At 44.0% G+C, this 26262-nt stretch carries 20 protein-coding genes; 16 read left to right on the forward strand and 4 right to left on the reverse strand.

Going from position 1 to position 26262, the window contains the following annotated elements:
• Window positions 1-158 precede the first annotated feature (158 nt).
• The 9 genes from GKS34_RS22270 (at window position 159) to GKS34_RS22310 (ending at window position 11199) form a co-directional block, all read left to right on the forward strand.
• On the forward strand, window positions 159-3323 hold the full coding sequence (locus GKS34_RS22270) for a SusC/RagA family TonB-linked outer membrane protein (RefSeq protein ID WP_163387205.1): 3165 nt from the start codon (window positions 159-161) through the stop codon (window positions 3321-3323).
• Window positions 3324-3349: 26 nt separating this feature from the next.
• The gene (locus GKS34_RS22275; protein WP_163387206.1) at window positions 3350-5107 is read left to right on the forward strand and encodes a RagB/SusD family nutrient uptake outer membrane protein; all 1758 of its coding nucleotides are present in this window, start codon (window positions 3350-3352) and stop codon (window positions 5105-5107) included.
• A 363-nt stretch (window positions 5108-5470) separates the two neighbouring features.
• Window positions 5471-5734 carry a DUF4235 domain-containing protein gene (locus tag GKS34_RS22280; RefSeq protein WP_163387207.1) on the forward strand — a complete coding sequence of 88 codons (264 nt, stop codon included), beginning with the start codon at window positions 5471-5473 and terminating at the stop codon, window positions 5732-5734.
• Window positions 5735-5926: 192 nt separating this feature from the next.
• Window positions 5927-6184: a hypothetical protein gene (locus GKS34_RS22285; RefSeq protein WP_163387208.1), complete on the forward strand. Its 258-nt coding sequence runs from the start codon at window positions 5927-5929 to the stop codon at window positions 6182-6184.
• A 223-nt stretch (window positions 6185-6407) separates the two neighbouring features.
• On the forward strand, window positions 6408-7697 hold the full coding sequence (locus GKS34_RS22290; RefSeq protein ID WP_163387209.1) for an aminopeptidase P family protein: 1290 nt from the start codon (window positions 6408-6410) through the stop codon (window positions 7695-7697).
• An 18-nt stretch (window positions 7698-7715) separates the two neighbouring features.
• Window positions 7716-8198 carry a hypothetical protein gene (locus GKS34_RS22295; protein WP_163387210.1) on the forward strand — a complete coding sequence of 161 codons (483 nt, stop codon included), beginning with the start codon at window positions 7716-7718 and terminating at the stop codon, window positions 8196-8198.
• Between the two features lie 262 nt (window positions 8199-8460).
• A complete protein-coding gene (locus GKS34_RS22300) occupies window positions 8461-9171 on the forward strand; it encodes an energy transducer TonB (protein ID WP_163387212.1) in 711 nt (236 codons plus the stop codon).
• A 142-nt stretch (window positions 9172-9313) separates the two neighbouring features.
• Window positions 9314-9580, forward strand: a complete 267-nt coding sequence (locus GKS34_RS22305) for a VF530 family protein (RefSeq protein ID WP_163387214.1) — start codon at window positions 9314-9316, stop codon at window positions 9578-9580.
• A gap of 152 nt (window positions 9581-9732) precedes the next feature.
• The gene (locus tag GKS34_RS22310) at window positions 9733-11199 is read left to right on the forward strand and encodes a Gfo/Idh/MocA family protein (RefSeq protein WP_163387215.1); all 1467 of its coding nucleotides are present in this window, start codon (window positions 9733-9735) and stop codon (window positions 11197-11199) included.
• Window positions 11200-11253: 54 nt separating this feature from the next.
• On the opposite strand, the gene GKS34_RS22315 is transcribed toward GKS34_RS22310, so the two are convergent.
• On the reverse strand, window positions 11254-12420 hold the full coding sequence (locus tag GKS34_RS22315; protein WP_240459422.1) for a hypothetical protein: 1167 nt from the start codon (window positions 12418-12420) through the stop codon (window positions 11254-11256).
• 1 nt (window position 12421) lies between these two features.
• Window positions 12422-13789 carry a Gfo/Idh/MocA family protein gene (locus tag GKS34_RS22320; protein WP_163387217.1) on the reverse strand — a complete coding sequence of 456 codons (1368 nt, stop codon included), beginning with the start codon at window positions 13787-13789 and terminating at the stop codon, window positions 12422-12424.
• Between the two features lie 154 nt (window positions 13790-13943).
• Here GKS34_RS22320 and GKS34_RS22325 point away from each other — a divergent pair, with 154 nt between their 5' ends.
• The 6 genes from GKS34_RS22325 (at window position 13944) to GKS34_RS22350 (ending at window position 21076) form a co-directional block, all read left to right on the forward strand.
• Window positions 13944-14294 (forward strand): sialidase family protein, encoded by a 351-nt coding sequence (locus tag GKS34_RS22325; protein WP_163387219.1) that lies wholly within the window; start codon window positions 13944-13946, stop codon window positions 14292-14294.
• 144 nt (window positions 14295-14438) lie between these two features.
• Window positions 14439-15659, forward strand: coding sequence for an FG-GAP repeat domain-containing protein (locus GKS34_RS22330; RefSeq protein WP_240459423.1), 1221 nt, complete (start codon window positions 14439-14441; stop codon window positions 15657-15659).
• Between the two features lie 144 nt (window positions 15660-15803).
• Window positions 15804-17411: a fucose isomerase gene (locus tag GKS34_RS22335; protein ID WP_163387221.1), complete on the forward strand. Its 1608-nt coding sequence runs from the start codon at window positions 15804-15806 to the stop codon at window positions 17409-17411.
• Entirely contained in the window at window positions 17390-18571 is a 1182-nt protein-coding gene (locus GKS34_RS22340; RefSeq protein WP_163387222.1) for a sialidase family protein, read from the forward strand. Before GKS34_RS22335 ends, GKS34_RS22340 begins: the two co-directional genes overlap by 22 nt.
• Before the next feature lie 64 nt (window positions 18572-18635).
• Window positions 18636-19574 (forward strand): dihydrodipicolinate synthase family protein, encoded by a 939-nt coding sequence (locus tag GKS34_RS22345; protein WP_163387223.1) that lies wholly within the window; start codon window positions 18636-18638, stop codon window positions 19572-19574.
• Between the two features lie 23 nt (window positions 19575-19597).
• A complete protein-coding gene (locus GKS34_RS22350) occupies window positions 19598-21076 on the forward strand; it encodes a sodium:solute symporter family protein (protein WP_163387224.1) in 1479 nt (492 codons plus the stop codon).
• 8 nt (window positions 21077-21084) lie between these two features.
• On the opposite strand, the gene GKS34_RS22355 is transcribed toward GKS34_RS22350, so the two are convergent.
• Complete coding sequence (locus tag GKS34_RS22355) at window positions 21085-21744, reverse strand: MCP four helix bundle domain-containing protein (protein ID WP_163387225.1); 660 nt, start codon at window positions 21742-21744, stop codon at window positions 21085-21087.
• 215 nt (window positions 21745-21959) lie between these two features.
• The gene (locus tag GKS34_RS22360; RefSeq protein WP_163387226.1) at window positions 21960-24032 is read right to left on the reverse strand and encodes an ATP-binding protein; all 2073 of its coding nucleotides are present in this window, start codon (window positions 24030-24032) and stop codon (window positions 21960-21962) included.
• A 576-nt stretch (window positions 24033-24608) separates the two neighbouring features.
• On the opposite strand from GKS34_RS22360, the gene pgi reads away from it, so the two are divergent.
• Window positions 24609-26255 carry a glucose-6-phosphate isomerase gene (gene pgi, locus GKS34_RS22365; protein ID WP_163387227.1) on the forward strand — a complete coding sequence of 549 codons (1647 nt, stop codon included), beginning with the start codon at window positions 24609-24611 and terminating at the stop codon, window positions 26253-26255.
• The last annotated feature ends 7 nt before the right edge of the window (window positions 26256-26262 follow it).

Consider the following 26262-nt stretch of genomic DNA (forward strand, 5'->3'; position numbering starts at 1 on the left):
ACAAGAGTAGAAGGATAATATATCTTTTGTTTTCATAGTAAACCCAAAAATATTTTCTGTTCAAGATGTTAAGCTACATAAAAGGATAAGTTTTTATGGATGGTAAAGAGTATTGATTTTAAATTAATTATGGAAAATGTAGAACTAAACGAAGTATTATGAAGAACGTTTTTACCAAAATGAGGAAAGTGATTGACTTTCGCTTTTCAAGAATAAAGCATGACCTTCAGGTTTTGCTTTTGGCACGACTTGCTATATTGATTGGATTGCTACTTCCGATAGAGGGCAGGACACAGCAAGAAGGATCGATTTCGGTGCAAGGGGTGGTCTATGATGCCGCAACCAGTGAAACGCTGCCTGGTGTAAATATCTTACTAAAGGGCACCAATGTAGGGACTATTACAGATGTTGATGGTTCTTTTTCCATTCAAGTTCCCGATTCCGAATCGGTATTGGTTTTTTCCTTCATCGGTTTTCTAAATCAAGAGGTAAGGGTCGGGACTCGAAGCAGCCTGGAAGTCAGATTGGCTGCCAGTGCCACGGATCTGAATGAGGTGGTGGTGGTAGGTTACGGTACTCAGAAGAAAAGTGACTTGACAGGCGCCGTTACCAGGGTAGATGCTTCCACTTTCCAAAACCAGCCCTTATCGCAGGTATCGGATATGCTGGCAGGTACGGTAGCCGGATTTTACGGAAACCAGGGTACCTCAGCTTCCGGAGGTAGTTCGCTAGAAGTTCGGGGCCCAACCTCACTTACAGGGGGCACTTCTCCACTTATTGTAATCGACGGTGTGATTTTTCATGGGGAAATGGCAGATATCAATCCCAATGACATTGAATCCATTGATATTCTGAAAGATGCCAGTTCAGCTGCCGTATTTGGATCGAAGGCAGCTTCCGGGGTGGTCATGATTACTACTAAAAAAGGCGGGACAGGTAATCCGACTATTAGTTTTTCCGCCAAAACCGGGATCAATACCATTACAAATGATGATTTCAGGCCCAGAGATGCAGCGGGATACGAAGATTTTCGAAGAGACTTTTTTCGTACCCTTGGGATCGCAAACAGACCTGATTTTTACTGGGACGATCCGAATAACCTGCGGCAAGGAGTGACGGTTGAGCAATGGAGAAGTGCTAATGAAAATTCTCACCCAGATAATACCCGTGAGTATTTGGGAAGACTCAATTTTTTCGACGTGGAGATAGATCAGTATCTGGCGGGAAATACCATGGACTGGTTTAATGAAGTGACCCGTCAGGGTTTCCGTCAGGATTATGACATCAGCATCAGTGGCGGAGACGACAAATTCCAATATTATTGGTCATTGGGATACCTTGATAACGAAAACATGCGTGTAGGTGATGATTTTCAAGCCATTCGATCACGATTTAATCTTGACTTTAAAGTTACCGATTGGCTAAGCGTGGGAACCAATGCACAGGTATCAAACCGAGATAATAGTTCGGTTCCTGCTAGCCTGAGCATAAGTGCGATTAGTCCTTACAGCTCAAAATATGAAGAAGACGGCTCTTTGAGGTGGTATCCGCACGGATATCCCATCATTCTCAATCCCTTGATTAATAACGTGCATCAGGAAAGGTTGAATAAGGTGACCGGAATATTTGCTTCACTTTATGCAGATGTGGACTTGCCGCTAGGCTTTCACTATCGGGTTTCTTATCAGCCCAGGTTTGACTTTGAAAAGAATTATAACTTTTGGGGAACCGAGACCATTGTTGGCGGTAGGGACCGGGTAGACGGCTACGGTACCCGGTCTGATTATTCACTGAATGCCTGGATGGTGGACAATATACTGACTTGGGATAAGACTATCGGAGCCCATACGTTGAATGTTACGCTTCTCTACAACGCCGAGCAGACAAAGACCTATACCTCTTATGGTGAAAACCAGATTTTCCGGCCTAATCAAGTTTTGGGATACAACGGACTCCAATTTGGTTCCCGACCCTTGGTTAATACCAACGATACCGAGGCAGGTGGGAATGCCATGATGGCCAGGCTGAATTACACCTTTCAAGGAAAATACCTGCTGACTACCTCGGTAAGAAGAGATGGGTATTCTGCTTTTGGAGCAGAAAATAACATTGCTGTTTTCCCTGCTTTGGCTTTGGGATGGATCGTTTCAGATGAATCTTTTTTTCCTGAAAGTTCGCCGATCAGTCTGTTGAAATTAAGAGGATCGTGGGGAATCAATGGTAATCGGGATATTGGAATTTATTCCGCCTTAGCCCAGATCGGTACTACCTTGTATTACGACGGGTCCAATGTGCAAATGGGTTTGTTCAATAATACCCTTGCCAATCCGGGTTTGCGCTGGGAAAAAACGCAGGCCTATAACCTTGGTCTGGACCTGGCTTTGTTTGAAAATAGGGTAGATCTGTCCGCTGAATTTTACGACATGACCACCACGGATCTTTTAATGAGTCGTCAGCTTCCTGAGATCACCGGATTTAGCAGCATCATGGCTAACCTGGGGGAACTCAGCAATAAAGGAATGGACCTAACGCTTAACACGGTAAATGTGAACAATTCCAATATCATGTGGAAAACCAATTTTGTTTTTTCCCTGAACCGCAATCGCATCGAAAAGTTATTTGGAGATACGGAAGAAGTAGTAGTGAACGGCCAGACAGTGGTTAGGGAAGTGCCCGATTATACCAACGAATGGTTTCCAGGACAGCCAATTGACGTGGTGTGGGATTACAATGTACTTGGCGTATGGCAACTGGACGAGGCAGATCAGGCATCTACGTACACCATGAGGCCCGGAGATTACAAAGGAGAGGATGTCAATGGGGATGGTGTATACGATGCTTTGGTGGACAAACAATTTATTGGTTATACCCGGCCTAGGTATCGATTAGGCTTGCGAAACGATGTTACTTTTCTGAAGGATTTTACAGCATCTGTTTTTTTGCGAGCCGATCTGGGACATATAGGCGATTTTCCTTATGCCATTCACGAGTCTTCCACCTACGACCGAATCAACTACTGGAATATTCCTTACTGGACACCTACCAATCCCAATAACGAGTATGCCCGGACATCGGAAGTGCACGGAGCTTATGGAGGAGGCCTGCGCATATTCAAACCAAGGTCGTTTCTTCGGGTACAAGATTTGTCATTGGCCTATAATTTCCCTTCGTACCTGACAGACCGGTTGCAGACCAGTAGTTTAAGGGTATTTGTTTCAGCAAGAAACCTGTTTACAATTACCAACTGGCCGGGCTGGGATCCGGAATCCGGAAATACCCCCATGCCAAAGTCGTACACACTTGGTATTAACCTTACTTTATAATTTTGGAATTTATACCATCACTAGTTATGAAATTCATCTCAAAATATAGTTTTCTACTTGTGGCCTTGAGCCTGTTTTTCGCTTGCTCCGAAGACCTGCTTGAGCCCAAGCCCTTATCCTTTTATGCGCCTGAAAATGTCTTTGTAGACCAGGCAGGCTATGAAGCCGCATTGGTTACCATGAGAAAGGCCCTGACGGAAGGGCTTACTGGAAGTAGAAGGTATTACATGGTTGGGGAATGGGCTGCTTCCGAAGCGGGTAATCCCACATTTCAGTTGGATTGGTTTCAAACCACTCCTTTCTTTGACAGGTACTATACCTTTCTACCTTTATTTTCCGAATCGTTTGAATTCATCAAAAACGCCAACGTTTTGATAGGTCGAATAGACGATATTGAATGGAATGATGAGGCTGCTAAAAACAGAATTCTTGCGGAAGGGTATTGGCATAGGGCCTATTGGTACTATTGGCTTGTAAACGCTTATGGAGACGTTCCTTTCGTAGGAGAAGAGGTAAATCAAGTCAAATTGGACTATTACACCCACAGTCGTTGGGCGATCTTGGACAAAATTCAGGAGGATATGGAATTTGCCAGTCAATGGCTTCCAGAAACTGCGATTCCTGGGGCTATTAGCAAAGGTGCTGCAGATCACTTGTTGACTAAAATTTATTTGGCTAACCTCGAGTTTGACAAAGCAATCGAATCTTCAAGTAGGGTAATAAACGGAAACTATGCCTTGATGGAAGACCGATTTGGAACGTCTGCAGAAGATGCGAAACGCAACGTTATATGGGACCTACATCGCCCGGAGAATAAAAACATCAGTCAGAATACCGAAACCATCTTGGCCATGGTGGATCGCTTTGAGGCCCCTGCCGGAGCCCAGTCGGCCGGATTGTATACCATGCGGCATTACAATTGTTCCTGGTGGCACTCTACCCTTCGGGATAGCGAGGGAATTCGGGGGGTGTTGGATAGCGGCCCGATGTACGATTCCCTTGGAAGAGGGAACCCCGATTTGGTCATAACTCCTTATGCCTACAAGGATATCTGGGATGAGGGAGGCATGGAGTGGCATAACACGCCGGACCTTAGACGCAGTGATCTGAATTGGGTGGATAAACATGAGTTGGTTTATAACAATCCCGAATCGGTGGACTTTGGCAAACCGGTCAATCCGATGTTTTTAACCGATCCTCAGGATTCTGTTTATAAACATTTTCCCATTCCTTTTTATAAAACCTATGCTCCGCAGCAATCACCAACTGCTGTACCTATGGGAGGCAATGGAGACTGGTATATATTCAGGCTGGCGGAAACGTATCTGCTTCGGGCAGAAGCCTATTTCTGGAAAAACCAATTGGATCTGGCTGCTGCTGACATAAATACGGTCCGAAACCGGGCCCAAGCGATTCCCGTAGAGGCTTCGGAGGTGACCATCGATTATATTTTTGACGAGCGGGCTAGAGAATTGTTTCTCGAAAGCCCCAGGCATTCTGAACTGGTAAGGGTATCTTACATCATGGCTGCTCAAAACCTGGGAGGTTATAGCCTGGAAACCTTTGCAGAATCCAACTGGTGGTATGATAGAGTAACTGACAAAAATATCATGTATACCATCAAACCGGTTATTATAGGTAATACCCCGGAAGTAGCTCCTTTTCACGTGCTTTGGCCGATCGACAACAATGTAATCACAGCCAATACGCTGGGAGTTATCAACCAGAATGAAGGTTATGTGGGAGCCGAAAACAACGTTGCTCCGCTGGAAACCATTGAATAACTATCAGTCTAAGGCGTTGGGCATACCCTAATAACTAAAAAAGGTTAGGGATCCTGATTGGTACCCAAAAAGACCAATACTAACATAGACCGGCTGCCTTGCTAAAGGGGCAGCCGGCTTTGTATCTTCCTTTTTATAAAATAAATCCAGATAGGAAAATAGTAAACTAAAGTGGCATGATTTTTACTCTTATTATCAGATAAGCTGATAACGATTTAACACATGAAATCGAGCATGACTAGAACCTCACACAGTGGGATGATTATAAAGCATGCGAGATTCTCCCGATTAAAGATCGGGACAGGCTATCCCGACCGTTGGTGCGGGACAAGTTATGACCGCTAAAAAAAAAATTATAAACAGATGAAAAAGAAAAACAAATCCTTAATCCAATCTATTACCATTTCAGGGTTGACAGTGGCAGGCGGGTTTCTTGCCAGAAAAGCATTGGAAAAATCCTGGAAAAAAACCACCGGAAAGACGCCTCCAACAAGTCCCTACAATAAGGAAAATTCAATGAAGGAGGTTTTGGTCTGGACGGTCGCAACGGGAATTCTGGTAAGCATTTCGAAAGTGCTACTTGACTGGACTTTTTCGGCTGGAGTAGATAAGATTACTGATAGCTAAGACTCCTAAAGAAAATAAGAGCAAAAGGACTGGGAATTGTCAGTAAAAAATAGGTGCTATTGACTGAAATTCAGGTAATTAACTTTATAGCTGGGTGTTCGTAAGGTAAGTAAAAGGTTATTCCTGAGGTAAAATCAAGGAGTATTTCGTGCAACCTCCCCTGATCACCAAAATGCCTTATAAAAAAAAATCTTGTCTTTCTCCTTGCTTTCGGGTAATATTTTCACTCTTACGGCACGTCAATTACAAGTTGAGGAACCTGGGTTTTCTGGTGTTATTTTATTGATTAGAAATGATCAATTGGGTGAAGCGCTTGAGTCCGATTCGGATAAAAACCGTCGATTTATCACGACAGGGACAGTTAATTTTAATAAAACCACTGCAGCAGATATTGATTTTATCCCCTTTACAGCATCAAAATACCTAGAATCATTTATTTACTGGAAATAGAAGCATTACCCTCCGGAGAGTATGCAGTAAACCCTGGAGGGCTCCCGGGATGTATTCAATCTTTTTGGAGTGGATCCGAACTAAAGGTAATTTCCAACTCTTTAACGCTGGAAATCCAGCCATTCTGTTATTTTACTATTACGAATTATTTCCTTTAATTACACTGGCAATAAAATGCGGCGGGCGTGGATATTTTTTACCTTTGTATAAACCATTATTTCTTATGAGATACGAACCGGCACCTGCCTCCTTATATAAAACAAACCGAAAAAAAATTGTCAATAAACTTCCATCCAAGTCGATCGCAGTATTTCATTCCAATGATATCCTGCCTACCAATGCGGATGGGACGATGAAATTCAGGCAAAACAATGACCTGTTGTACCTTTGCGGGATCGATCAGGAAGAAACCATTTTGGTGATTTGTCCGGATTTTCCAGATCCTTCCCTGCGGGAAATCCTTTTTATCAAACCTACCAGTGAGCACATTGCGATCTGGGAAGGATATAAATTCACGAAACAAGAGGCATCTTCGCTTTCGGGCATCGCTTCTGTAAAGTGGACTACCGAATTTGAGGCTGTTTTTCATAAGCTGATGGCTTTGACTAAGCATGTTTTTTTGAATACGAATGACCACCTGCGTGCAGATGTAACGGTGGAGTCCAGAGATGCCCGGTTTATAAAGAAATGTAAAACCAGGCACCCCCTGCACGAATATCACCGGATTTCTCCTATGATGCATACTTTTCGTGGAGTGAAAGAAAGGGAAGAAATCGTACAGATTCAAAAAGCATGTACCATTACTGAAAAGGCATTCAGAAGGGTTTTGGAGTTTGTCAAGCCTGGAGTTAAGGAATATGAAATTGAGGCGGAATTTGTTCACGAATTCCTTAAATCAGGAAGCAGAGGCTTTGCTTATGAACCGATCATTGCCTCTGGTAAAAATGCATGTGTGCTGCACTATATTGAAAACAACGCTATTTGCCAGGATGGAGAAGTAATTCTGTTTGACGTAGGGGCCGAATACGGAAATTACAATGCCGATATGAGCCGCGCCTTGCCTGTAAACGGTCGCTTTACGAAAAGGCAAAGACAGGTGTATGATGCCGTACTCCGGGTACAGCGGGAAGCAATAAATTTGCTGAGACCAGGGGTTTCCATACAGGCTTACCACAAAGAGGTGGGGCTGATCATGCAATCCGAGCTGGTTAATTTGGGCCTGATCGACCAAACAGATATTAAGAACCAGGATTCGGACAACCCTGCCTATAAGAAATACTTTATGCACGGCACCTCTCACCACCTGGGGCTTGATGTGCATGATGTGGGTACCATGTATGAGCCGATTCAGTCCGGAATGGTTTTTACAGTGGAACCAGGCATTTACATTTTGGAAGAGGATCTTGGTATTCGCCTGGAAAACAACATTGTAATCGGGGATAGAGATAATACCGATTTAATGGAAACGATACCCATAGATCCGGAAGAAATCGAAACCCTTATGAATACATAAACTGAAGACGGTTTCGATATGGCATTTTCTAAAGAAAATTCACCTACTGCGATTCGCGATTTCAAGGCTCACCTGAAAGAGGAAGCTCTTCGTACCATCCGCGAAAACCTCAGCGACCTGAATTCCCAGTTTTTAGCTTTACAGGAGGCCTCTTCGGGGGAAACCAAAAGCAGTGCAGGTGATAAGTACGAAACCGGGAGAGAGACTATCCGGCAAAGTCGGGCATTGCTGGAAAAGCAACTGCAAACAATCCGTCAATGGGAATCTAAAATCCAGCAAATACCGGTGGAACCGGTGCCTGACATTAGAGAAGGGGCCTTGATTTCACTGGATTTGGGCTGGGTATGGGTATCTGTTTCTTTCGGAAAAGTGGTAGTTCAAAGCAGCGAAATTCAAGGGGTTTCCGTAGCTTCTCCTTTAATCCTGGCAATGAAAGGTAAAACGAAGGGAGATGTGGTTGCTTTTAGAGGTAGAGATATTGAGATCCTGAATATTTTGTAGAATCCGAATAAAAAATTGATTTTTATAAATAAATTTAAATTTTTTTAAGTAAATCACTTAACTGGAACAGTTCTTGGACCTTTTTTCACAAGATTAAATGATTGGCCCAAAGCTTGAGTCGGGATGGCTGGAATTTTTCTAGCGATTAGATCATGACCCATTCCAGACCAGTTCCGATAATTCTCAAACTGAGGTACTCAGCCAAATCAAATTCTGATGATTTGGTTCTTTAAATAAATTTTCAAATAATAAATATATTATTATGAGACCTTTAATTAATCAAATGAAAATAGTAGCCATACCATTATTCGCTTTATTCTTTCTTACAATCTCTTCGTCTCTGTATGCGCAGCAAGATGGTAGTGAGTTATCAGGAAGTGAATTGGAACGAATGCAGGACAGAAACATGGACTACCTGTTTCAAATCAATGAAATTGTAAAAGATTATCCCGCTTTTTCTTATTCGTATGAATTTAAAGATGGAAAAGTAGAGGATGTAACCGTAACAGGTGTAGATCACGAAATAGATCGAAAAAAATTAGAAGTCATTCTTTTTGACTTGAAAAGCAATCGTAACCAAATGAAAAGTACTGCCAATCGAATTGGTGTATTTTACTCCGTAGACGAAGAAGCGGAATTTGAGGGAGGAAGAGAAGCACTGCAAGAAACAGTCTTAAGCAACCTTAAGTATCCCGAAACTGCTGAAAACTGGGGACTGGAAGGAACGATTTTCGTGAAATTTGTAGTAGATGAAAATGGAAACATTCCTTTTGCCACGACTACCAGTAATATAGATACGTCTATGGAGCGTTACTTGAAAGACATGGAGGAACAAGCTATTAAAGCAATTAAGGCAACCTCCGGAAAATGGGAACCAGCAGAGGTGGAAAATGTAGAGGTAGCCTCACTTTCCGTGTTACCAATTACTTTTGACTTTCAGAAGAATCCTACGCTTCCCGCTTTGATCAGGTAAATAAATAAATACAAATAATCTTAAATTGATATAAATTAACGACCATTCGGTCAATACAGTGAGGGCGATTTATAAATTGTCCTCACTTTTTTTATAGAAAAAATTTTAGGAGAACCTGCCTGAAATCCGTATTTTTAAAATAATGAAAACGGACAAAAACCAATCAGAGGCGCAACCCTCCAACCCACTTCATGGTGTTCGGCTGATAGACATTGTGGAATATTTGCAGAAAAAGTACGGGTGGGAGGAATTGGGCAGGCGGATTAATATTCGCTGCTTTACCCACAATCCATCACTAAAGTCCAGTTTAACTTTTCTTAGAAAAACACCCTGGGCCCGAACTAAAGTGGAGGAACTTTATCTCCGTTCTATAAAATCGGATGAAAAAAACACAGAACGGCAGTGGTGATTTTTCATCCCGACATGGAACCATTTATGGAATTTTATTCCCCTTGAATCACCGGAAACCTGAAAAAAGAGTATACCTAAAGATAAAGAGTATTAAAGATTCCGAATATTACATACATTACCTTTTTATCCAATTAACAATTTGAAATAATCATGAAAGTACCAAAAAAAGAAACCTCGGATCCCGGTAGGCGATCGTTTATTAAAAATGCGGCTATAGCTTCCTCGATAATTTTTGTTCCCAGGCACGTATTGGGAGGAGTAGGGTATACAGCCCCTAGTGACCAGCTGAATTTGGCAGCCATTGGTGCTGGAGGCAAAGGTGCCAGCGATATCAAGAATGCCTCAGTTAATGGCAGAGAAAGGGTTGTTGCCCTTTGTGATGTTGATTTTTCGGGATCTGCTTCCCGGTCTGTCGAAAATTTCCCAAAAGCCAAAAGGTACAGTGATTACCGGGAAATGCTGGATAAAGAAAAAGACATCGATGCCGTTACCATTTCGACACCGGATCATGTTCACGGACCGGCGGCAGCCTATGCCATGGAGCGGGGGAAACACGTTTATGTGCAAAAACCCATGACCCACAATATCCGTGAGGCCAGGATGCTAACCCAAATGGCAAGAGATAAAAAAATCGTCAGCCAAATGGGTAATCAGGGAGGATCCAATCCCTTGCTCGATATGGTTCAAAAATGGATTGACGAGGACAAAATCGGAAAAGTATCAAAAGTGCAGGTTTGGACCAATCGTCCCGTTTGGCCTCAGGGAATTCCTTTTCCGGAGCCTGCTCCATCCAAAAAACCGGACGATCTTCACTGGGACCTTTGGTTAGGCCCTGCGGAATACATTCCGTTCACTCCCAACCTGCACCCCTTTAATTGGAGAGGCTGGTGGGATTATGGAACGGGCGCTTTGGGGGATGTAGGGTGTCATCTCATTGATATTCCCTTTCGTACCCTTGGACTGAAATACCCCACCGATGCAGAATGCAGTGTTGCTTCCATCTATACCGATATGTGGACTGCCGATTACTATCCCAAGGGTTGCCCACCTGCTTCCTTTATCACGCTTCATTTTAACGAGACTGTCAAAAGCAGATCGCCTATTGAGATGACCTGGAGTGATGGTGGTATTCGCCCCTCTCACCCGGACATCATTCCGGCAGATGACGATATCGGAGGAAACAACAGTGCGAACGGAGTATTAATTATTGGAGAAAAAGGGATCATTTCCACCAATATAAACGATAGTTCCCCACTTATGCCCAAGCTGTACCTTAATGACGGTACCACTGAATTTGGGCCGGAAGTTGAGAAAAACGAGGAGCCTGAATACGGGCATCAAAGAAGGTGGGTTGACGCTTGCAAAGCGGGCTTCAACAGTTCGGAGCACAAGGGTCTGACTTCTTCCTTTGATTATGCAGGACCCATGACCGAGACGGTATTAATGGGCAATCTGGCTATCAGGAGTTACATGTTGAGACGTGAGAATAGCAGGGGACAGGCAGAATTTTTCGGTCGCAAGAAGCTGTTATGGGACGGTGAAAATATGCGCATCACTAATTTGGAAGAAGCCAATCAATTTGTAGGTAGAACTTATCGTGAAGGATTCAAAGTATAAGGTTACCTACCTGGAAAATACCCAAAAACCACCAGCCATTTGCTGGTGGTTTTTTTAATACCCGGTAATTTCACGCAGGAGGTTAAAAAATGCTTTTTTACGTTCCGACCGGATCCCCCAATCCACAGGAACACTTTGGTAGCCTTGTTCGAAGCCCTCGTCTTTCATTCGAAAATCAAAGAAGCCCCAGGAGGCGTAGGACGATACGGCGGCGATGCAGTTGTTCCAGTCTTTGTCAAAGTCAAAATGGTCGTCTTCATTGAACAGGATTGGCATTTCGCGGTATCCGTCGATTTTTCTAACCTCTTCCACCATTTTGACGATTCGGTCTGGATCCGACACTCCGTTCCCGTGGAGGAGAATAAAATCTGCCGCTTTTACCACGTTTGGAAGTGGAATGAAACCTCCGCCATAGCTGGTACTTACCAAGTACCTGAACCCGTTTTTTTCATTGGCTTTAACTCTTAGTATGAGTTCGTGAACCCGTTCCGGTTGAAGGATTTCGTGGGTATATCGCACATTACACTCGTTATTTACCTCAATGATGAGGTGTTTGTAGGATTGGGCATGGAGCCAGTTGAGTACGTTGTCCACGGCCTGGATCACGGCATTTTCATCTTGCAGTCGATGATCCTGTCCAAAATAAAAAAGGCCTAAGATGGGCACCATTTCCAGGCGATCGGCTTCGTCCAGGATTTTTTTTAACCGATTCATGTAGGCAGGTCTCAGGTCTCCGGATGCTGTGAAAGCAGAATTTTGCCAGGGTTGGTTTCGACTATAGCCCTCCGGGCTTCCACCTTGTAGATTGATGGTGAAGGAGAGCATGCCATGCGCTTTCCAATCGGACATGTTTGCCACGAATTCACGGGTATTCCTATCGGGATCCCATTTCCCGGTATCTGGGTATTTCCAAAGGTCCACGGTTTCCGGATTGAGATCGTCAAAAACCCCCTGCACCAGTCGGGCATTCATTAGCAAACCCTCAATGGGATTCCCCTCCCAGGTTCTGTTGGGGTAGGAGGGCTTACCGTTGATATAGAATTTTTTTCCCTTTATCTCAACCTTAGTTTGCGCCAGGGAAGGGGAGAAAAATCCTGATAGCAAACAACAGATGGCTAGGCAAAAGGCGAAACTAAACGAGGGGAGGGAAGTACGGAGTATCATAGGGTATTGAATGGGTTGGAACAGAAAGGCCTGTCCACAGGTGACAGGCCGATTCACTCTATACAAAATTTGGATCGGGATGCTGATAGGGAGCCCGGTATGGTCTTCTCAACAATCGGGTAGCTTCTTCATCATTGACGATTATTCTTTTTTCGGGATCGTATACCAAAGGTCTGCCTAGTTTCATAGACATGTTGGCCATGATACAACTGGCTGTAGAAATATGCCCTTCTTCTATGTCAGCAACAGGTCTTCCACCTTGTTCAATGGCTCGCAGAAAATCCCGCATATGATCTCTGGTGGCAGGGGCTGCGTGAAGCTCAATGTCTTTTTCGGTCAGGTCTTCGGGATATTTTTCTCTTTCGTAGACCACGTCCCCTTTGATGATTTCCCCTCCGCCCTGCGGAACAAACTCGTACTTGGTAACGGATGCTTTAAGCGTTCCTTTGTCGCCATAGATTTTATATGCCCAAGGATATTCCGGATCCTGAGGCGTTCCCCAGGAACGGTGGGTCCAGACGCAATCCAGCTCATCGTAATGGAATGTGGCGGTTTGCGTATCTGCAATGGTGGATTTTCCGCCTTTTTGCACGTAGATGCCACCGGTGGCAAAGACGCTTTTGGGCCAACCCAGACCTAGGGTCCACCTCACCGCATCAAACATGTGCACGCACATGTCACCCGTGATCCCATTACTGTATTCCATCATGGTGCGCCACCATCGACGGTGAGGAAGCCCGTCAAAAGGACGCATCGGTCCCGGGCCTACCCAAAGGTCGTAATCGAAAAAATCCGGAACAGGTTGCACCTCCGGATCGCCATTAGCCCGCATGTGGTAATAACAACACATTTCTGCATGGGAAACCTTTCCTAACAACCCTTTGTCTACAATATTCTTTTTGGCATCCACCAGGTGAGGGGTGCTTCTTCGCTGGGTTCCGATCTGAACTACTTTATTGTGTTTTCGGGCAGCAGCAAGAATGGCCTCACCTTCAATGACATCCACACTGATGGGTTTTTGGAGGTAGACATGTGCTCCAGCCTGTATGGAATCGATGGCCTGCAATGCATGCCAGTGGTCAGGGCTTCCAACCAATACAATGTCCAGGTCATTTTCCTCCAGCATTTGCCGGTAATGCGTGTATTTTTTAGGGGTATTGCCGGACTTTTGTCGCTGACTGACCAGTTTACCTGCTTCATCCAATAAGTTTTGGTCAGGATCGGCGAGAGCGATTACTTCCACTTCTGCCACCTGAATCAAGCGGAACAAATCACTTTTACCATACCAGCCGGTACCGATTAGTCCAACTTTGTACGGAATTTTTCGATCCGACCAGGGCATGGCCTGCACCCCCACGCTACTTAATGCCATCAGTGCCGTACCTCCTTTGATAAATTTTCTTCTATTTAATTTTAAAGGCTTCATTGAAATTTTAGGTTTATCCATATTTAGCCTTCAATATATAAAAATATTCCCTCAGGGAAAGGGTTTTTGGTTGGATTGGATACATTTAAGTAGATTTTCTTTTAAAGCGTAAAATCTTAATGTATTTTACGCAAAACCACCGAATAAACCCACAATGAAACCAGCTATAGCCCTTTTTCATGCTATTTTACTACTCGTAAAACACGGACCGCTCAGGATCCGGACGGGACGTTCTCACCTGATGGCATTTGTTTCGCAATACGATGGCCTCACCTGGTCCAGAGGACTTTTACTCGACCAGAGGGAAGGGGTTTCCTACCCCGACGGGCAAGAAACAGAGGATGATATCCTACATATCGTTTATAATAGGGATCGGACCGGTGATAGGGAGGTTTTACTTACCACATTTACGGAAGAAGCCATTTGGCGCAGTGCTTACGATGAAAAAATGGTTGAAATCGCCAGGGCAAGAAAAACCATCAGCAGCAAACCCAGAGGAGAATGAGGTTTAATGCCACTGTTTTTTTTGAAACAAAAATTGGAAATAGAAAGACAACTATGAAATCGAGCATGACGAGATCGACACACAGAGGGATGATTATAAAGCATGCGAGATTCCATATGGCCGCTTAAAGACAATTATAAACATATGAAAATGATACTTTTTATTGGCCTTCTTTTCGTGCAAGTCCTTGTTTTTTTTCCATCTATAGCCCAGCAGGAAGCTAATTTCCTGAATGAAGAGCCTTGGAAACGGCATACCATCGATGACAGTTCTCTAGGGGCAGATGGAACTAAAATCGCCGATGTGAATGGAGATGGAAAAATGGATTTGGTAGTGGGCTGGGAAGAAGGAGCCGTATCAAGGCTGTATATTCAGCCGGACAACCCCAATAAACCCTGGCCTTTCCTGGAAGTGTCCTCACCCGATGTGGAGGATGCTTTTGCCGTCGACCTGGATGGTGACAAGCAAATGGATTTAGTGACACTTTCCGAAGGATCGCACCAAAGGGTTACCATCCATTGGGCACCGGATAATCCTGCTGACTACCTCAATCCCAAGGCCTGGAAAGCAGAGGATATTCCGGCGACCATTGGAAAAACCCGGTGGATGTTTGGAAGAGCTGTGGATATGGATGGGAAAAACGGTCCGGACCTGGTAGTAGGTTCCAAAGATCCTAATGGAACCATTGGCTGGCTGCAGGCACCGGAGGATCCGCGAGAGGTTTCGAAATGGGTTTACCACGAAATTTCGGCTGCGGGATGGATCATGTCCATTGAATGGGTGGATATGAATGGTGATGGAATAGAGGACCTGTTGATTACCGATCGCAAAGGAGAACTTCGCGGGTTGCGTTGGTTGGAAAATCCGGGTAAACCAGGAATTGAGAAGCGATGGAAATCCCATTTAATAGGCATGGAAGACGGAGAACCCATGTTTTTAGGAGTAATTGGAAAAGGTGCGGGGGAGCTGCCTGACCTGGTCGTACCGGATTTACTCAAGGGTTGGGTCCTGTTTCAGCGGCAGGGTGATCGCTGGGAAGAGAAGTCGATGCCGTACGCTGAGGGGCTGGGAACGCGAGGCAAATCAGCGCTTGTAGCAGATGTGGACCAGGATGGAAAAATGGATTTGATAGCCTCTTTTGAGGGAGCATTGGGAAAATCGGGAGTAGTCGCTTTAATGGATTACCAGGGTTCTTTTCCAGGTGTGTTGGATATCAGTGGACCGGAAGGCGTCAAATATGATTTTGTCTCCCTGTTGGATCTGGATGGAGACGGAGATTTGGATGTAGTGACATCCGAAGAAACAGCCGAAGATGGGTCCAAAAGGGGACTGGGTGTCGTCTGGTATGAAAACCCATTTAAATAAAGCGATGCCCGGCTGCATTTTTTTTGATCAAGAATGGGCCTGATTGAATGAAATCAAAGTAGTACTCTACAGGCGAAGCTTAAAAATACCGCCAAGCTGGCCAATAAAAATAGTAACTAACAAAACCTAAAATAGCAAGGGATAATGATACAAGAAGTTTACCTGATCGCAAGTGGAGATTTAAGGTTATCTGCCAACCAAACCTGTTGGCAGGCCCAGGAAGCCATGGAATCCCGCCTAAATAAGGTTTTTAGCGACCTGGGGGTTACCGTAATCCGTGCTCACCCCTATGATGAAAGCAAAGGGCATGGTTTCATCGATTCCCAGAAAATGGGCATGCAGGTCTTTCGGGAACTGGATCCGGGAAAGCCGCTGGTAGTGGCAGAAAGCGTTTGGCAATATTCCCACCATGTATTGGCTGGGCTGACAACGCACAATGGGCCAATTTTGACGGTGGCCAACTGGGAGGGGCAATGGCCTGGTCTGGTAGGTATGCTAAATCTTAATGGTTCACTAACGAAAGCAGGCGTTTCTTATTCTACACTATGGAGTAGGGATTTTACTGATGATTTTTTTCTTAAGGGTTTGAAGGAATGGATTCATTCCGGACACGTGGTGCACGATATCCGTCATGTAAAAGATTTTGACTCATCGTCTGCTGCCCCGGCACAAGCGCTGGAAACAGGCCGTCTTTTTGCACGGGAATTTAAACAAAGAAAAGCCATAATGGGCGTGTTTGATGAGGGCTGCATGGGCATGTTCAATGCCATCATACCGGATCATTTGTTACATCCTACAGGTATTTTTAAAGAGAGATTGAGCCAATCCACCCTATATGCAGCGATGAAAACCGTGACGGAAGTGGAGGCAAAAGAAGTTTTGGCCTGGCTATTGGGCCGGGGAATGACTTTTTCCTGGGGAACCGATCCCAAATCAGAATTGACCCGGGAGCAGACGCTGGAACAGTGTAAGATGTATATTGCTGCCTTGCGGCTGGCTGATGAGTTTGGTTGCGATACGATTGGCATTCAATACCAGCAAGGGCTAAAGGATTTAGCTCCTGCCAGTGATCTGGCGGAAGGGCTTCTGAATACGACTGAGAGGCCACCGGTATTTACAAAGGATGGACGGGAAATCATTTCGGGAAAGGCACTGCCTCATTTTAATGAGGTAGACGAATGTGCCGGTTTAGATAGCCTGGTTACTTACCGCCTTTGGGAAAAATTGGGATTGGAAGGAGATAACACCTTGCATGACCTGAGATACGGAGAAGATTACACAATCGATGGCAAAGATGCTTTTGTATGGGTGTTTTTGATCTCGGGTGCTGCTCCGGCTTCCCATTTTATCGGTGGGTATCGGGGAGCGAGTAGTGAACGCCAACCTCCCATGTACTTTCACCTGGGAGGTGGAAGCCTCAAGGGGATCAGTAAACCGGGCTATATTGTCTGGAGCAGGGTGTATATCATGAATGATCGCCTACACTGTGATTTGGGTACCGGAAAAGTGGTGGAGTTGCCCGCAGAAGAAACCCAGAGAAGGTGGGAGATGACCACGCCCCAATGGCCCATCATGCATGGTGTGCTGGATGGTGTGAGCAGAGATCAAATGATGGGCAGACACAAAGCCAATCACATACAGGTGGTGTACGCACCCAGTAAAGAAAAAGCAAAAGAAGCCTGTATGGCAAAGGCTGCCGCTATGGAAGAACTAGGAATAAAAACAGCATTATGTGGTATAGAACAAAATTGAATTTCGCATCGGCTGCAGGACTTGCTTTTACAGCCCTGACATTCGTTGGCTGCGGAGGTGGAGAAACCACTTCCCATACTAATGACAAGGATGCCAAAGAACCAAATGACATCACCGGCAACTATTATTTGCCACCGAAAGCAACAGTAGGCGAAGGAGCATTGTTGCATGCGGAGTTGATTTACCCGTTGGATAACCGACCTACTCCTCAGGTGCATGCGTCCACTCTGGTAGAAACGGAGGAGGGTATTGTAGCTGCCTTTTTTTCCGGGACCCATGAACGAAATCCCGATGTGGGCATTAGGGTGAGTCACCTGGAAAATGGGGAGTGGACCTGGCCAGAAGAGGTGGTCAATGGGGTTCAAAATGACACACTGCGGTATCCCTGTTGGAATCCGGTTCTTTTCCAGCCCCAGGAAGGGCCTTTGATGCTGTTTTACAAAGTAGGCCCCAACCCCAGAGACTGGTGGGGCATGCTGATTACATCTGAGGACAATGGAAAAACCTGGTCTTCTCCGGTTAAATTGGGTGAGGATCCTGCCATCGGGCCCCTGTTAGGCCCGGTAAAAAACAAACCGGTACAATTAGAAGATGGGACTATTATCAGCCCTTCCAGTATCGAAAGAGAGCGGGATGGGGATGTTTTTTGGCAGGTACATTTTGAAATCAGCAAAGATCAGGGAGAGACCTGGCAGGTAGTGGGGCCGATTAATGATGGGGAGACGTTTGATGCCATACAACCAAGCGTATTGACTCACGAAGACGGTAAGCTGCAGGTGCTTTGCAGGACCAGGCAAGGCGTAATAGCTGAGAGTTGGTCGGATGACAAGGGGCAAAGCTGGTCGGAAATGGCAGCAACTTCCTTACCCAATCCAAATGCAGGTACCGATGCTGTTACCCTGGCCGATGGCAGACACCTTTTGGTATACAACCATAGCACCAAAGAAGGAGAAGAGCCCAAAGGCAGAAACATCCTCAACCTGGCCATCTCAGAGGACGGAAAAACCTGGGACCCATTTATGACGCTGGAAAATGAACCCAATAATGCAGGCTATAGCTATCCGGCTATTATTCAGAGCAAAGACGGTAAGGTACACATAACCTATACCTATGATCGGATATCCGTAAAATATGTGGTCATTGACCCTACAAAAATTTAATTCCAGTTTCCAGGGCGATTTAGTTTCTCGCTTAACCGGATAAATTCAGAAGTAAACACAAAACATGCAAAGAGATTTAAAAAAACAGCCTCTGAGGGGAATTGTTCCCCCGATGGCGACTTTACTATTGGATGACACCCAGTTGGACACGGAGGGTACTTCCAAGCTAATCAACCATCTTCTGGAAGGAGGAGTGCATGGGATATTTATCCTGGGGACCACTGGGGAATGCACCAATATTTCCTATAAGTTGAGACGGGAATTGATTTCTTTTACCTGTAAGGAAGTAGATGGAAAGGTTCCGGTATTGGTGGGAGTAACTGATACCTCGTTTCATGAAAGCCTGCGGTTGGCAGGTGTTGGCAGGGATGCTGGTGCAGATGCCGTCGTTGCAGCACCGCCTTATTACTACGGACTAGGAGAAAAGGAAGTATTGACATATTTTCGGAAACTGGCCGATGAGCTGCCCCTTCCTCTGTACCTATACAACATGCCCTCCCATACCAAAACCATGCTCAGCCGGGAAACGGTCCTTGAACTTTCCGAACATCCCAATATTTTAGGGTTAAAGGATAGTTCAGGCCAGGCTGTTTATTTCAATTCCATGCTTTATGCCTTCCGAAACAGGCCGGGATTTTCCTTGTTGGTAGGACCGGAAGAGATGTTGGCCTCGTGTGTTTTAATGGGAGGACATGGTGGCGTGAGCGGAGGAGCAAATTTATTTCCTAAGTTGTACGTGGATTTATATAACGCAGCAGAAACGGGTAATTTATCCGAAGTGGCTCGTCTCCAAGAGTTGGTAATGGAAATTTCAGCAGAAATTTACAGTAGGGGAAGCTACGGGTCGAGTTTTCTGAAGGGTCTTAAAGCAAGTATGAATGTGCTGGGATTTGGGAACGGGTTTCTGGCTTTTCCATTGACGGCTTTTGAAGAGCAGCAGATTCAGGAAATCAAAGAAAAACTTCCCCAATTAGGGGCTTATCGGTATAGTAAAACCAAATAACGGATAAAAAATAGAGGCAAAGGATGAATCTTCCCATTATTGATTTAATTGTTTTTTTAGTTTACATGCTGGCCATTGTTTTGTTTGGAGCCTCTTTTTATTTCAAAAAACGGACTTCAACTGATTTTATCACGGGAGGGGGCAATCTTCCCTCCTGGGCGATTGGCATGTCCATATTTGCTACGTTTGTCAGTAGTATCAGTTTTCTGGCTTTGCCTGGAAACGCTTACCTATCCAACTGGAATGGGTTTGTATTTAGTCTTTCCATTCCTATTGCAGCGATCCTCGCTGTGAAATTTTTTGTTCCACTATATCGGGGTATAAAAAGTCCCTCTGCTTACTATTACCTGGAAACCAGGTTTGGTAGCTGGGCCAGAACGTATGCTTCCATCTGTTACTTGTTAACCCAATTGGCCAGAATGGGAGCCATTATGTATTTGCTGGCATTGCCTATGAATGTACTTTTTGGATGGAGTATTCCGGTCATCATTGTAATAACCGGAATCAGCGTATTGATTTATGCGATTATGGGTGGATTTGAAGCTGTAATCTGGACAGATGCCATTCAGGGTATCATCTTAATTTCAGGGGCTTTGGCTTGTTTGGGCATTATCTTTTTTTCCATGCCGGAAGGTCCCGGGCAGGTTTTTACCATTGCCTCGGAAAATAATAAATTCAGTCTGGGAAGTTTTGGTTTTAGTCTTTCTGAGGCAACTTTCTGGGTCATTCTGATCTATGGGTTGTTTATCAATCTACAGAATTTCGGAGTTGACCAGAACTATGTACAACGTTACCTAAGTGCTAAAACCGACAAGGAAGCAGTGAAATCTACCTTACTGGGAAGTTTGCTGTATGTTCCGGTTTCCTTGTTGTTTTTCTTTATTGGTACGGCTTTGTTTGCGTATTATCAAGCCATGCCTGAATTGCTTCCCCAAGATTTCAGCGGTAGCGAGAACGCAGACAAGGTATTTCCCTATTTTATAGTTAATGGTTTACCCGTGGGGATGACCGGCTTGCTGATTGCTTCCATTTTCGCCGCCGGGATGAGTACCATTTCTACCAGTGTCAACAGCTCGGCAACCATCATTCTGACGGATCATATTAAAAAATACTTGGTACCGGATCTGTCTGAAAAGTCAGAAATGAAGGTGTTGGTTATAGCATCTTTGGTGATGGGTGGTCTCAGCATCCTGATTGCCATCGCCTTTAATGGAGTAGAAAGCGCCTTGGATGCCTGGTGGGCACTATCAGCGATATTTAGTGGAGGTATTTTAGGTTTGTTTTTGTTGGGATATATTGGTAGAAATATTCGAAGGAAGTACGCGGCCATTGGAGTAGTATTGGGAGTGCTGCTCATTGGCTGGATGAGTTTGTCACCAGTTATTTTTGAAGAAGGCATGGCTTTTAGAAGTCCCCTTCATGCGAATCTGACCATTGTTTTTGGTACACTGGTTATTTTTTTGGTGGGGTTTCTTCTTTCCGCCTGGGCCAACAGGAAATAGACTTTCTGTTAATTCGAATACGTCTCTTTCTTTACGATATCTCTGGAGGAATAAATCAGCATGCTGATAATAATCAGAAGAACGAAGAGGACAGCGTATTCAAATTGTAGCCATATATCAGATCTGGCTTTAATTCTGTAGCTGAGGTTGGTAAGTTTTTCACCCTCTCTCAGTTGAATTTTTGATAGTTCTCGTAGGTCATAAAACACCCGTTCAAAATCGGTATTAAATTTCTCTACACTTGTTTGGTAATTCTGTTCGGATTTTTCTAAATCGGTAAAGTAACTTTCAATCTCCAATTTGTCAGCGACCAGACTCTTAAATTCCTGTAAGTATTCGGACTCTTTGGGCGTAAGATGTGTTTTTTCAAAATCCGATATAATATTTAGTATCTGATCATGGTAATCCATCACCTGATTTTTAACGGAGAGGTACTGATCCAGTGATTCTGTATTGGCAACAAGCAGGCGCATCCTGAACAAAAGTTCGGTGATATTGAAAATATAATCCTGAACCACCAGCCTGTCCTCATACACGGTAACAAAGGAAGCCTCCAACTCATCCACGTTACTTTTATCTACCAGACTTTTCGCAAAAATCAAAAACAAAACCAGAGACAAAGCGATTGCTATCTTGATTTTAAATGCTTTAGAGGAACTGTCGCTCATTTCGTTCGGAATTAGATGATCGATTTGGATTTATGGAGAATATAAAGGCCTGCCCCCCCCTACTTACCTGAGAAATCGAGTCCGTCAAGTAATGGGAATAAAAGCAACCTTTTTGATAGTAAGAGAACTAAATAGGACTCTTCAAATCAATTAAGGAAAAATAATTCAAATTAGCAATTTACCCAAAGAGAATTAATGGATGAGATCCCTGGGATTTAGGCAATTGGCAAGGTAAAAGTGAAGGTACTGCCTTTTCCCAATTCGCTTTTTACATGGATATCTCCCCCATTGATCTTGACAAAGTCCTTGGTTAATTGAAGTCCCAATCCGGTACCTTTTTCTCCGGCAGTTCCGTACCGATGTTTCTCTTTCAAAGCTGGGGTAAATAATTTGGTTAATGTCTGGCTATCTATGCCTATCCCATCGTCCTGAATGGAGATTTCCCAATAGGAATCATCCACCTTTTTACTACTGATGGAAATATTTCCTCCCCGATTGGTGAACTTTAGTGCGTTATTTAATAGGTTCCTCATTATCAGATTGCACTGCTCACGGTCTACCAGGCAATCTGTGTGCGGTTCGAGATTATCCCTGATAGTGATGTCTTTCGCCTCCGATACAGGCTTGTAGAGACTGGTAATTTCCTTCAAAATTTTATTAATGGATACCTTCTCCGTATCGGTTACAATGCCTTTCATCTGACCTTTAGCCCAGTGGAGTAGGTTTATAAGGGTAAAATGAACCTGTTCCACTTCGTTTCTCAATTGTGCAGACACTAACAGAAACTCTTCCTGGGTCAGTTTTTCGTCCACTACATATTGCATGAGGCCTTTCAGGCTGTTGATAGGGCTTTTTAGATCGTGACCAACGATGCTAAATAATTTATCCTTCGTCTGGTTTACCTCGAACATTTGGTTAGCTACTTTCTCGATTTCATTTTTTTGTAGTAGGATTTTTTTATTCAGCTTTTCCAACTCATTTTTTTGCCTCGTGACTACCTCCCTGGCTTTAATCTGAGATTTGGCTGAGCGTAGTGCTATGAAAAAGGCGATCAAGAGAATTACCAAAATGATGGTCACTCCAGTTCGCAAACGCTGCTCCATTTTGGCCTCATTTCGTAGCTCTGATTCCCGCTGGGCTTGAAGAAATTCTGCTTCCCTTTTAGCCAGCGCATATTCGGTGGTTAGTTTTTGGATTTCTATTTTTGTGCCTTGATTTAAGATACTATCCTGATAAGTTTTGTGTATTTTATAATGATATAGGGCTTTCGAAAGATTGCTTTCTTTTTCATACAATTCACTTAGCAACAAATGGGCTTTCTGGACCTCATCTTTTAAGTTGCTTTCCAGGGCTACATCAAGGCCCTGTTCAATGGCTTTTTTTGCAGCGGTTGTATTTCCCAGCTTCATTTGAGCTTCACCGACTCCTAATAGGTCGTAGGAGATGCCCACTTTGTCATTTCTCTCCCTATCCAGGTTTAGGGCAGTTTCAAAATGGAAAAGCGCCTCCTCAAAAATACCCTGCTTCAGGTAGATATCCCCGATGTTGAAGTGACAGACCGAAACCAATTGCCTGTTATCAATTTCTTCTCCTATTTTCAGGGAGGCCTGGTAGTTTTGAAGCGATTTTTCCAAATCCCCATTATCTTTGTAAACTTCCCCAATATTAGCCATGGAATAAGCAATCCCTGGTACATTCTGGGTCGCTTTACGAATTTCCAAAGCCCTGTTGTGGTATCTCAGGGCCTTTTCAAAATCTCCTAAATCCAAAAAAACCAATCCTAGGTTACTAAGCGTCTTACTTTGTTCGCTTTCCGACAAATGTTGTTCTTTTATCTCCAGCGCCTGAAGATAGACCGTTACGGACTCCTCCAAAAGCCCCCTATCGTAGTAGTTTAGGCCCATGCTGTTATAGATATTGGCCATGCCCTGCCAATACTGGACTTCCCCCGATAATTGAAGCCCTTCCTCAAAATAACCCATGGCTTGATCGTACTCACCACGAAGATTGTGATAAGCACCTATGTTACGGTAAGCATCAACTACACCCTCGGTGTATTTTGCCCTTTCGCTCGCTTCCAGGCTTTTCATTCCCAAGACGAAAGTACTGTCAGGATCTATATTATAATACAACTCACCCAGTTGATTGATTAAATCAATATAAGGTTTGTCTGGCGTAAAATTTTCTCTATTTTCTATGGAATCGATTTTGGCCTTGATAGCATCAATGGCCTCCCTTTGGCCGAAAGAAAAATGCGACCACATAACGGCTACACTAATTGCGGTCAAAAAAAATAATTTAAAATTCAAAATCACCTTCAAGATTAATTGTATTTGATTTTTGAGATCAATGTTTCTATAGGTCGCAAAAATAATGCAAAAACAGGATCACATTTTCATTTGGTCAGCTACTTCCATATTGGTCGATTACTTTTTAGTTGCTAGGTAATAATATACTAAATCTAACGCTGGTTCAGAAATGTTCCGATATATTAAATTCAAAGAACATATCCAATATTCTATCTTGCTGGCCCTGAATACGGCTCAATTTATTCATTTTGATTCAATTATTCTTCGATTTAAAATAATTGAGGAAAGAAATATATGATTGGTAACTAAATGTTGTAATGAAAAGGAGGAATCAGGACTTTATCTTGGTGATGATAATGAATAGACGGGCGGAAAATGCGAAATTTTGATTTCTGATTTGTTTAGGCTGGGCTCCCCCATGCTAGCCTATTGGAGGACTGAAGCCAACCACTTAGTTTTTAGCTTTTTTTTTCCACCTGGCATTTTTAGAATCTAATTTTTCTTGCGGGCATTTATTTTTAGTTTTACTCCTCTAACGATGAACAAAACAGGCCAATGAAAAATATTGATCCAAGTAGTACGAAGGCATGGAAAGCACTAAAGGAGGCTTCTAAAGCGAACATTCACATAAAAAAGTTATTTCAGGATGATGCAAAGCGATTTGAAAAGTATCAAGTAAGGTTTAAGGACATCCTATTGGATTATTCCAAAAACCGAATAGACGATCCAATCAGGCAATCTTTACTGGACCTGGCCGAACAGACCGAACTGAAAACCGCAATCGAGGCCATGTTTACCGGAAAATTAATCAATGGCACCGAAAACAGAGCAGTACTCCATACGGCGCTCAGAAATAGGTCCGATGCCCCCGTTTATGTGGACGGGAAAAATGTTATGCCGGAAATCAACAAGGTGTTGGAAAGAATGAGGGTGTTTTCCGAAAAAGTGTCCAAAGGGGTATGGAAAGGATATACCGGAAAACCCATAGAATCCTTGGTTAATATTGGTATAGGCGGAAGTGACCTGGGACCGGTGATGGTTACGGAAGCACTGAAGCCATATCAGCACCCTCATATCAAAACCTATTTTGTATCCAACGTGGATGGGTCCCATATTACCGAAGCGTTGAAAGAGGTGAACCCTGAAACAACCTTATTTTTTATAGCTTCAAAAACCTTTACCACGCAAGAGACCATGACCAATGCCCATACGGCCAGGGATTGGTTTTTGGAAAATGCCCACGACAAAGAAGAAGTGGCCAAACATTTTGTCGCCCTTTCTACCAATGGAAATGCGGTTCGCGAGTTTGGAATTGATTTGAATAACATGTTCGAATTTTGGGATTGGGTAGGAGGGAGGTATTCCCTCTGGTCAGCAATTGGGCTTACCATCGCCTGTTCAGTAGGGTTTGATAATTTCAGAAAACTCCTGGAAGGTGCGCATGCCATGGATACCCACTTTCGGCAGGAACCTTTTGAACAGAACATACCCGTACTACTGGCTCTTATAGGAATCTGGAATACTAATTTTCTAGGGGCAGCATCTGAAGCCATCCTACCTTATGATCAGTACATGCACCGGTTTCCAGCATATTTTCAGCAGGGAAACATGGAAAGTAACGGTAAATGCATAAACAGGGAGGGCAAGCAAGTCGATTATTCCACCGGACCGGTCATCTGGGGAGAACCGGGCACCAACGGGCAACATGCCTTTTATCAGTTGATCCATCAGGGTACCCAGTTGGTTCCCTGTGACTTTATTGCACCTGCACATACCCACAACCCATTGGGAGATCATCACCTAAAATTGATGTCAAACTTTTTTGCTCAAACAGAGGCGCTGATGAATGGCAAAAGCCTGGAAGAGGTGCAACAAGAAATGGAGAAGGAGGGAAAAGCACCAGAAATAATCGATAAAATAGCTCCCCATCGCGTATTTGAGGGAAATCGCCCTACCAATTCGATCTTAGTCAGGAAAATAAATCCGGCTACCCTGGGAGCTTTGATCGCCATGTATGAGCACAAAATTTTTGTGCAGGGAGCCATCTGGAATATCTACAGCTTTGACCAATGGGGAGTAGAACTGGGAAAGGTTTTGGCCAAATCCATTCTTCCCGAATTGGCTTCCCCGGAAACGGTCAGCGGACACGACGCCTCTACCAACGGACTGATAAATGCATTCAAAAATTTCAGGAAAGAATAATAGAAAA

The organism is Cyclobacterium jeungdonense (genome assembly GCF_010994275.1).
Lineage (GTDB): Bacteria > Bacteroidota > Bacteroidia > Cytophagales > Cyclobacteriaceae > Cyclobacterium > Cyclobacterium jeungdonense.

Bases quoted from the DNA above. Each gene is read 5' to 3' on its own strand.
- GKS34_RS22270 (WP_163387205.1), top strand. From the start codon at position 159: ATGAAGAACGTTTTTACCAAAATGAGGAAAGTGATTGACTTTCGCTTT.
- GKS34_RS22275 (WP_163387206.1), top strand. From the start codon at position 3,350: ATGAAATTCATCTCAAAATATAGTTTTCTACTTGTGGCCTTGAGCCTG.
- GKS34_RS22280 (WP_163387207.1), top strand. From the start codon at position 5,471: ATGAAAAAGAAAAACAAATCCTTAATCCAATCTATTACCATTTCAGGG.
- GKS34_RS22290 (WP_163387209.1), top strand. From the start codon at position 6,408: ATGAGATACGAACCGGCACCTGCCTCCTTATATAAAACAAACCGAAAA.
- GKS34_RS22295 (WP_163387210.1), top strand. From the start codon at position 7,716: ATGGCATTTTCTAAAGAAAATTCACCTACTGCGATTCGCGATTTCAAG.
- GKS34_RS22300 (WP_163387212.1), top strand. From the start codon at position 8,461: ATGAGACCTTTAATTAATCAAATGAAAATAGTAGCCATACCATTATTC.
- GKS34_RS22305 (WP_163387214.1), top strand. From the start codon at position 9,314: ATGAAAACGGACAAAAACCAATCAGAGGCGCAACCCTCCAACCCACTT.
- GKS34_RS22310 (WP_163387215.1), top strand. From the start codon at position 9,733: ATGAAAGTACCAAAAAAAGAAACCTCGGATCCCGGTAGGCGATCGTTT.
- GKS34_RS22320 (WP_163387217.1), bottom strand. From the start codon at position 13,789: ATGAAGCCTTTAAAATTAAATAGAAGAAAATTTATCAAAGGAGGTACG.
- GKS34_RS22325 (WP_163387219.1), top strand. From the start codon at position 13,944: ATGAAACCAGCTATAGCCCTTTTTCATGCTATTTTACTACTCGTAAAA.
- GKS34_RS22330 (WP_240459423.1), top strand. From the start codon at position 14,439: ATGAAAATGATACTTTTTATTGGCCTTCTTTTCGTGCAAGTCCTTGTT.
- GKS34_RS22335 (WP_163387221.1), top strand. From the start codon at position 15,804: ATGATACAAGAAGTTTACCTGATCGCAAGTGGAGATTTAAGGTTATCT.
- GKS34_RS22340 (WP_163387222.1), top strand. From the start codon at position 17,390: ATGTGGTATAGAACAAAATTGAATTTCGCATCGGCTGCAGGACTTGCT.
- GKS34_RS22345 (WP_163387223.1), top strand. From the start codon at position 18,636: ATGCAAAGAGATTTAAAAAAACAGCCTCTGAGGGGAATTGTTCCCCCG.
- GKS34_RS22350 (WP_163387224.1), top strand. From the start codon at position 19,598: ATGAATCTTCCCATTATTGATTTAATTGTTTTTTTAGTTTACATGCTG.
- GKS34_RS22355 (WP_163387225.1), bottom strand. From the start codon at position 21,744: ATGAGCGACAGTTCCTCTAAAGCATTTAAAATCAAGATAGCAATCGCT.
- pgi (WP_163387227.1), top strand. From the start codon at position 24,609: ATGAAAAATATTGATCCAAGTAGTACGAAGGCATGGAAAGCACTAAAG.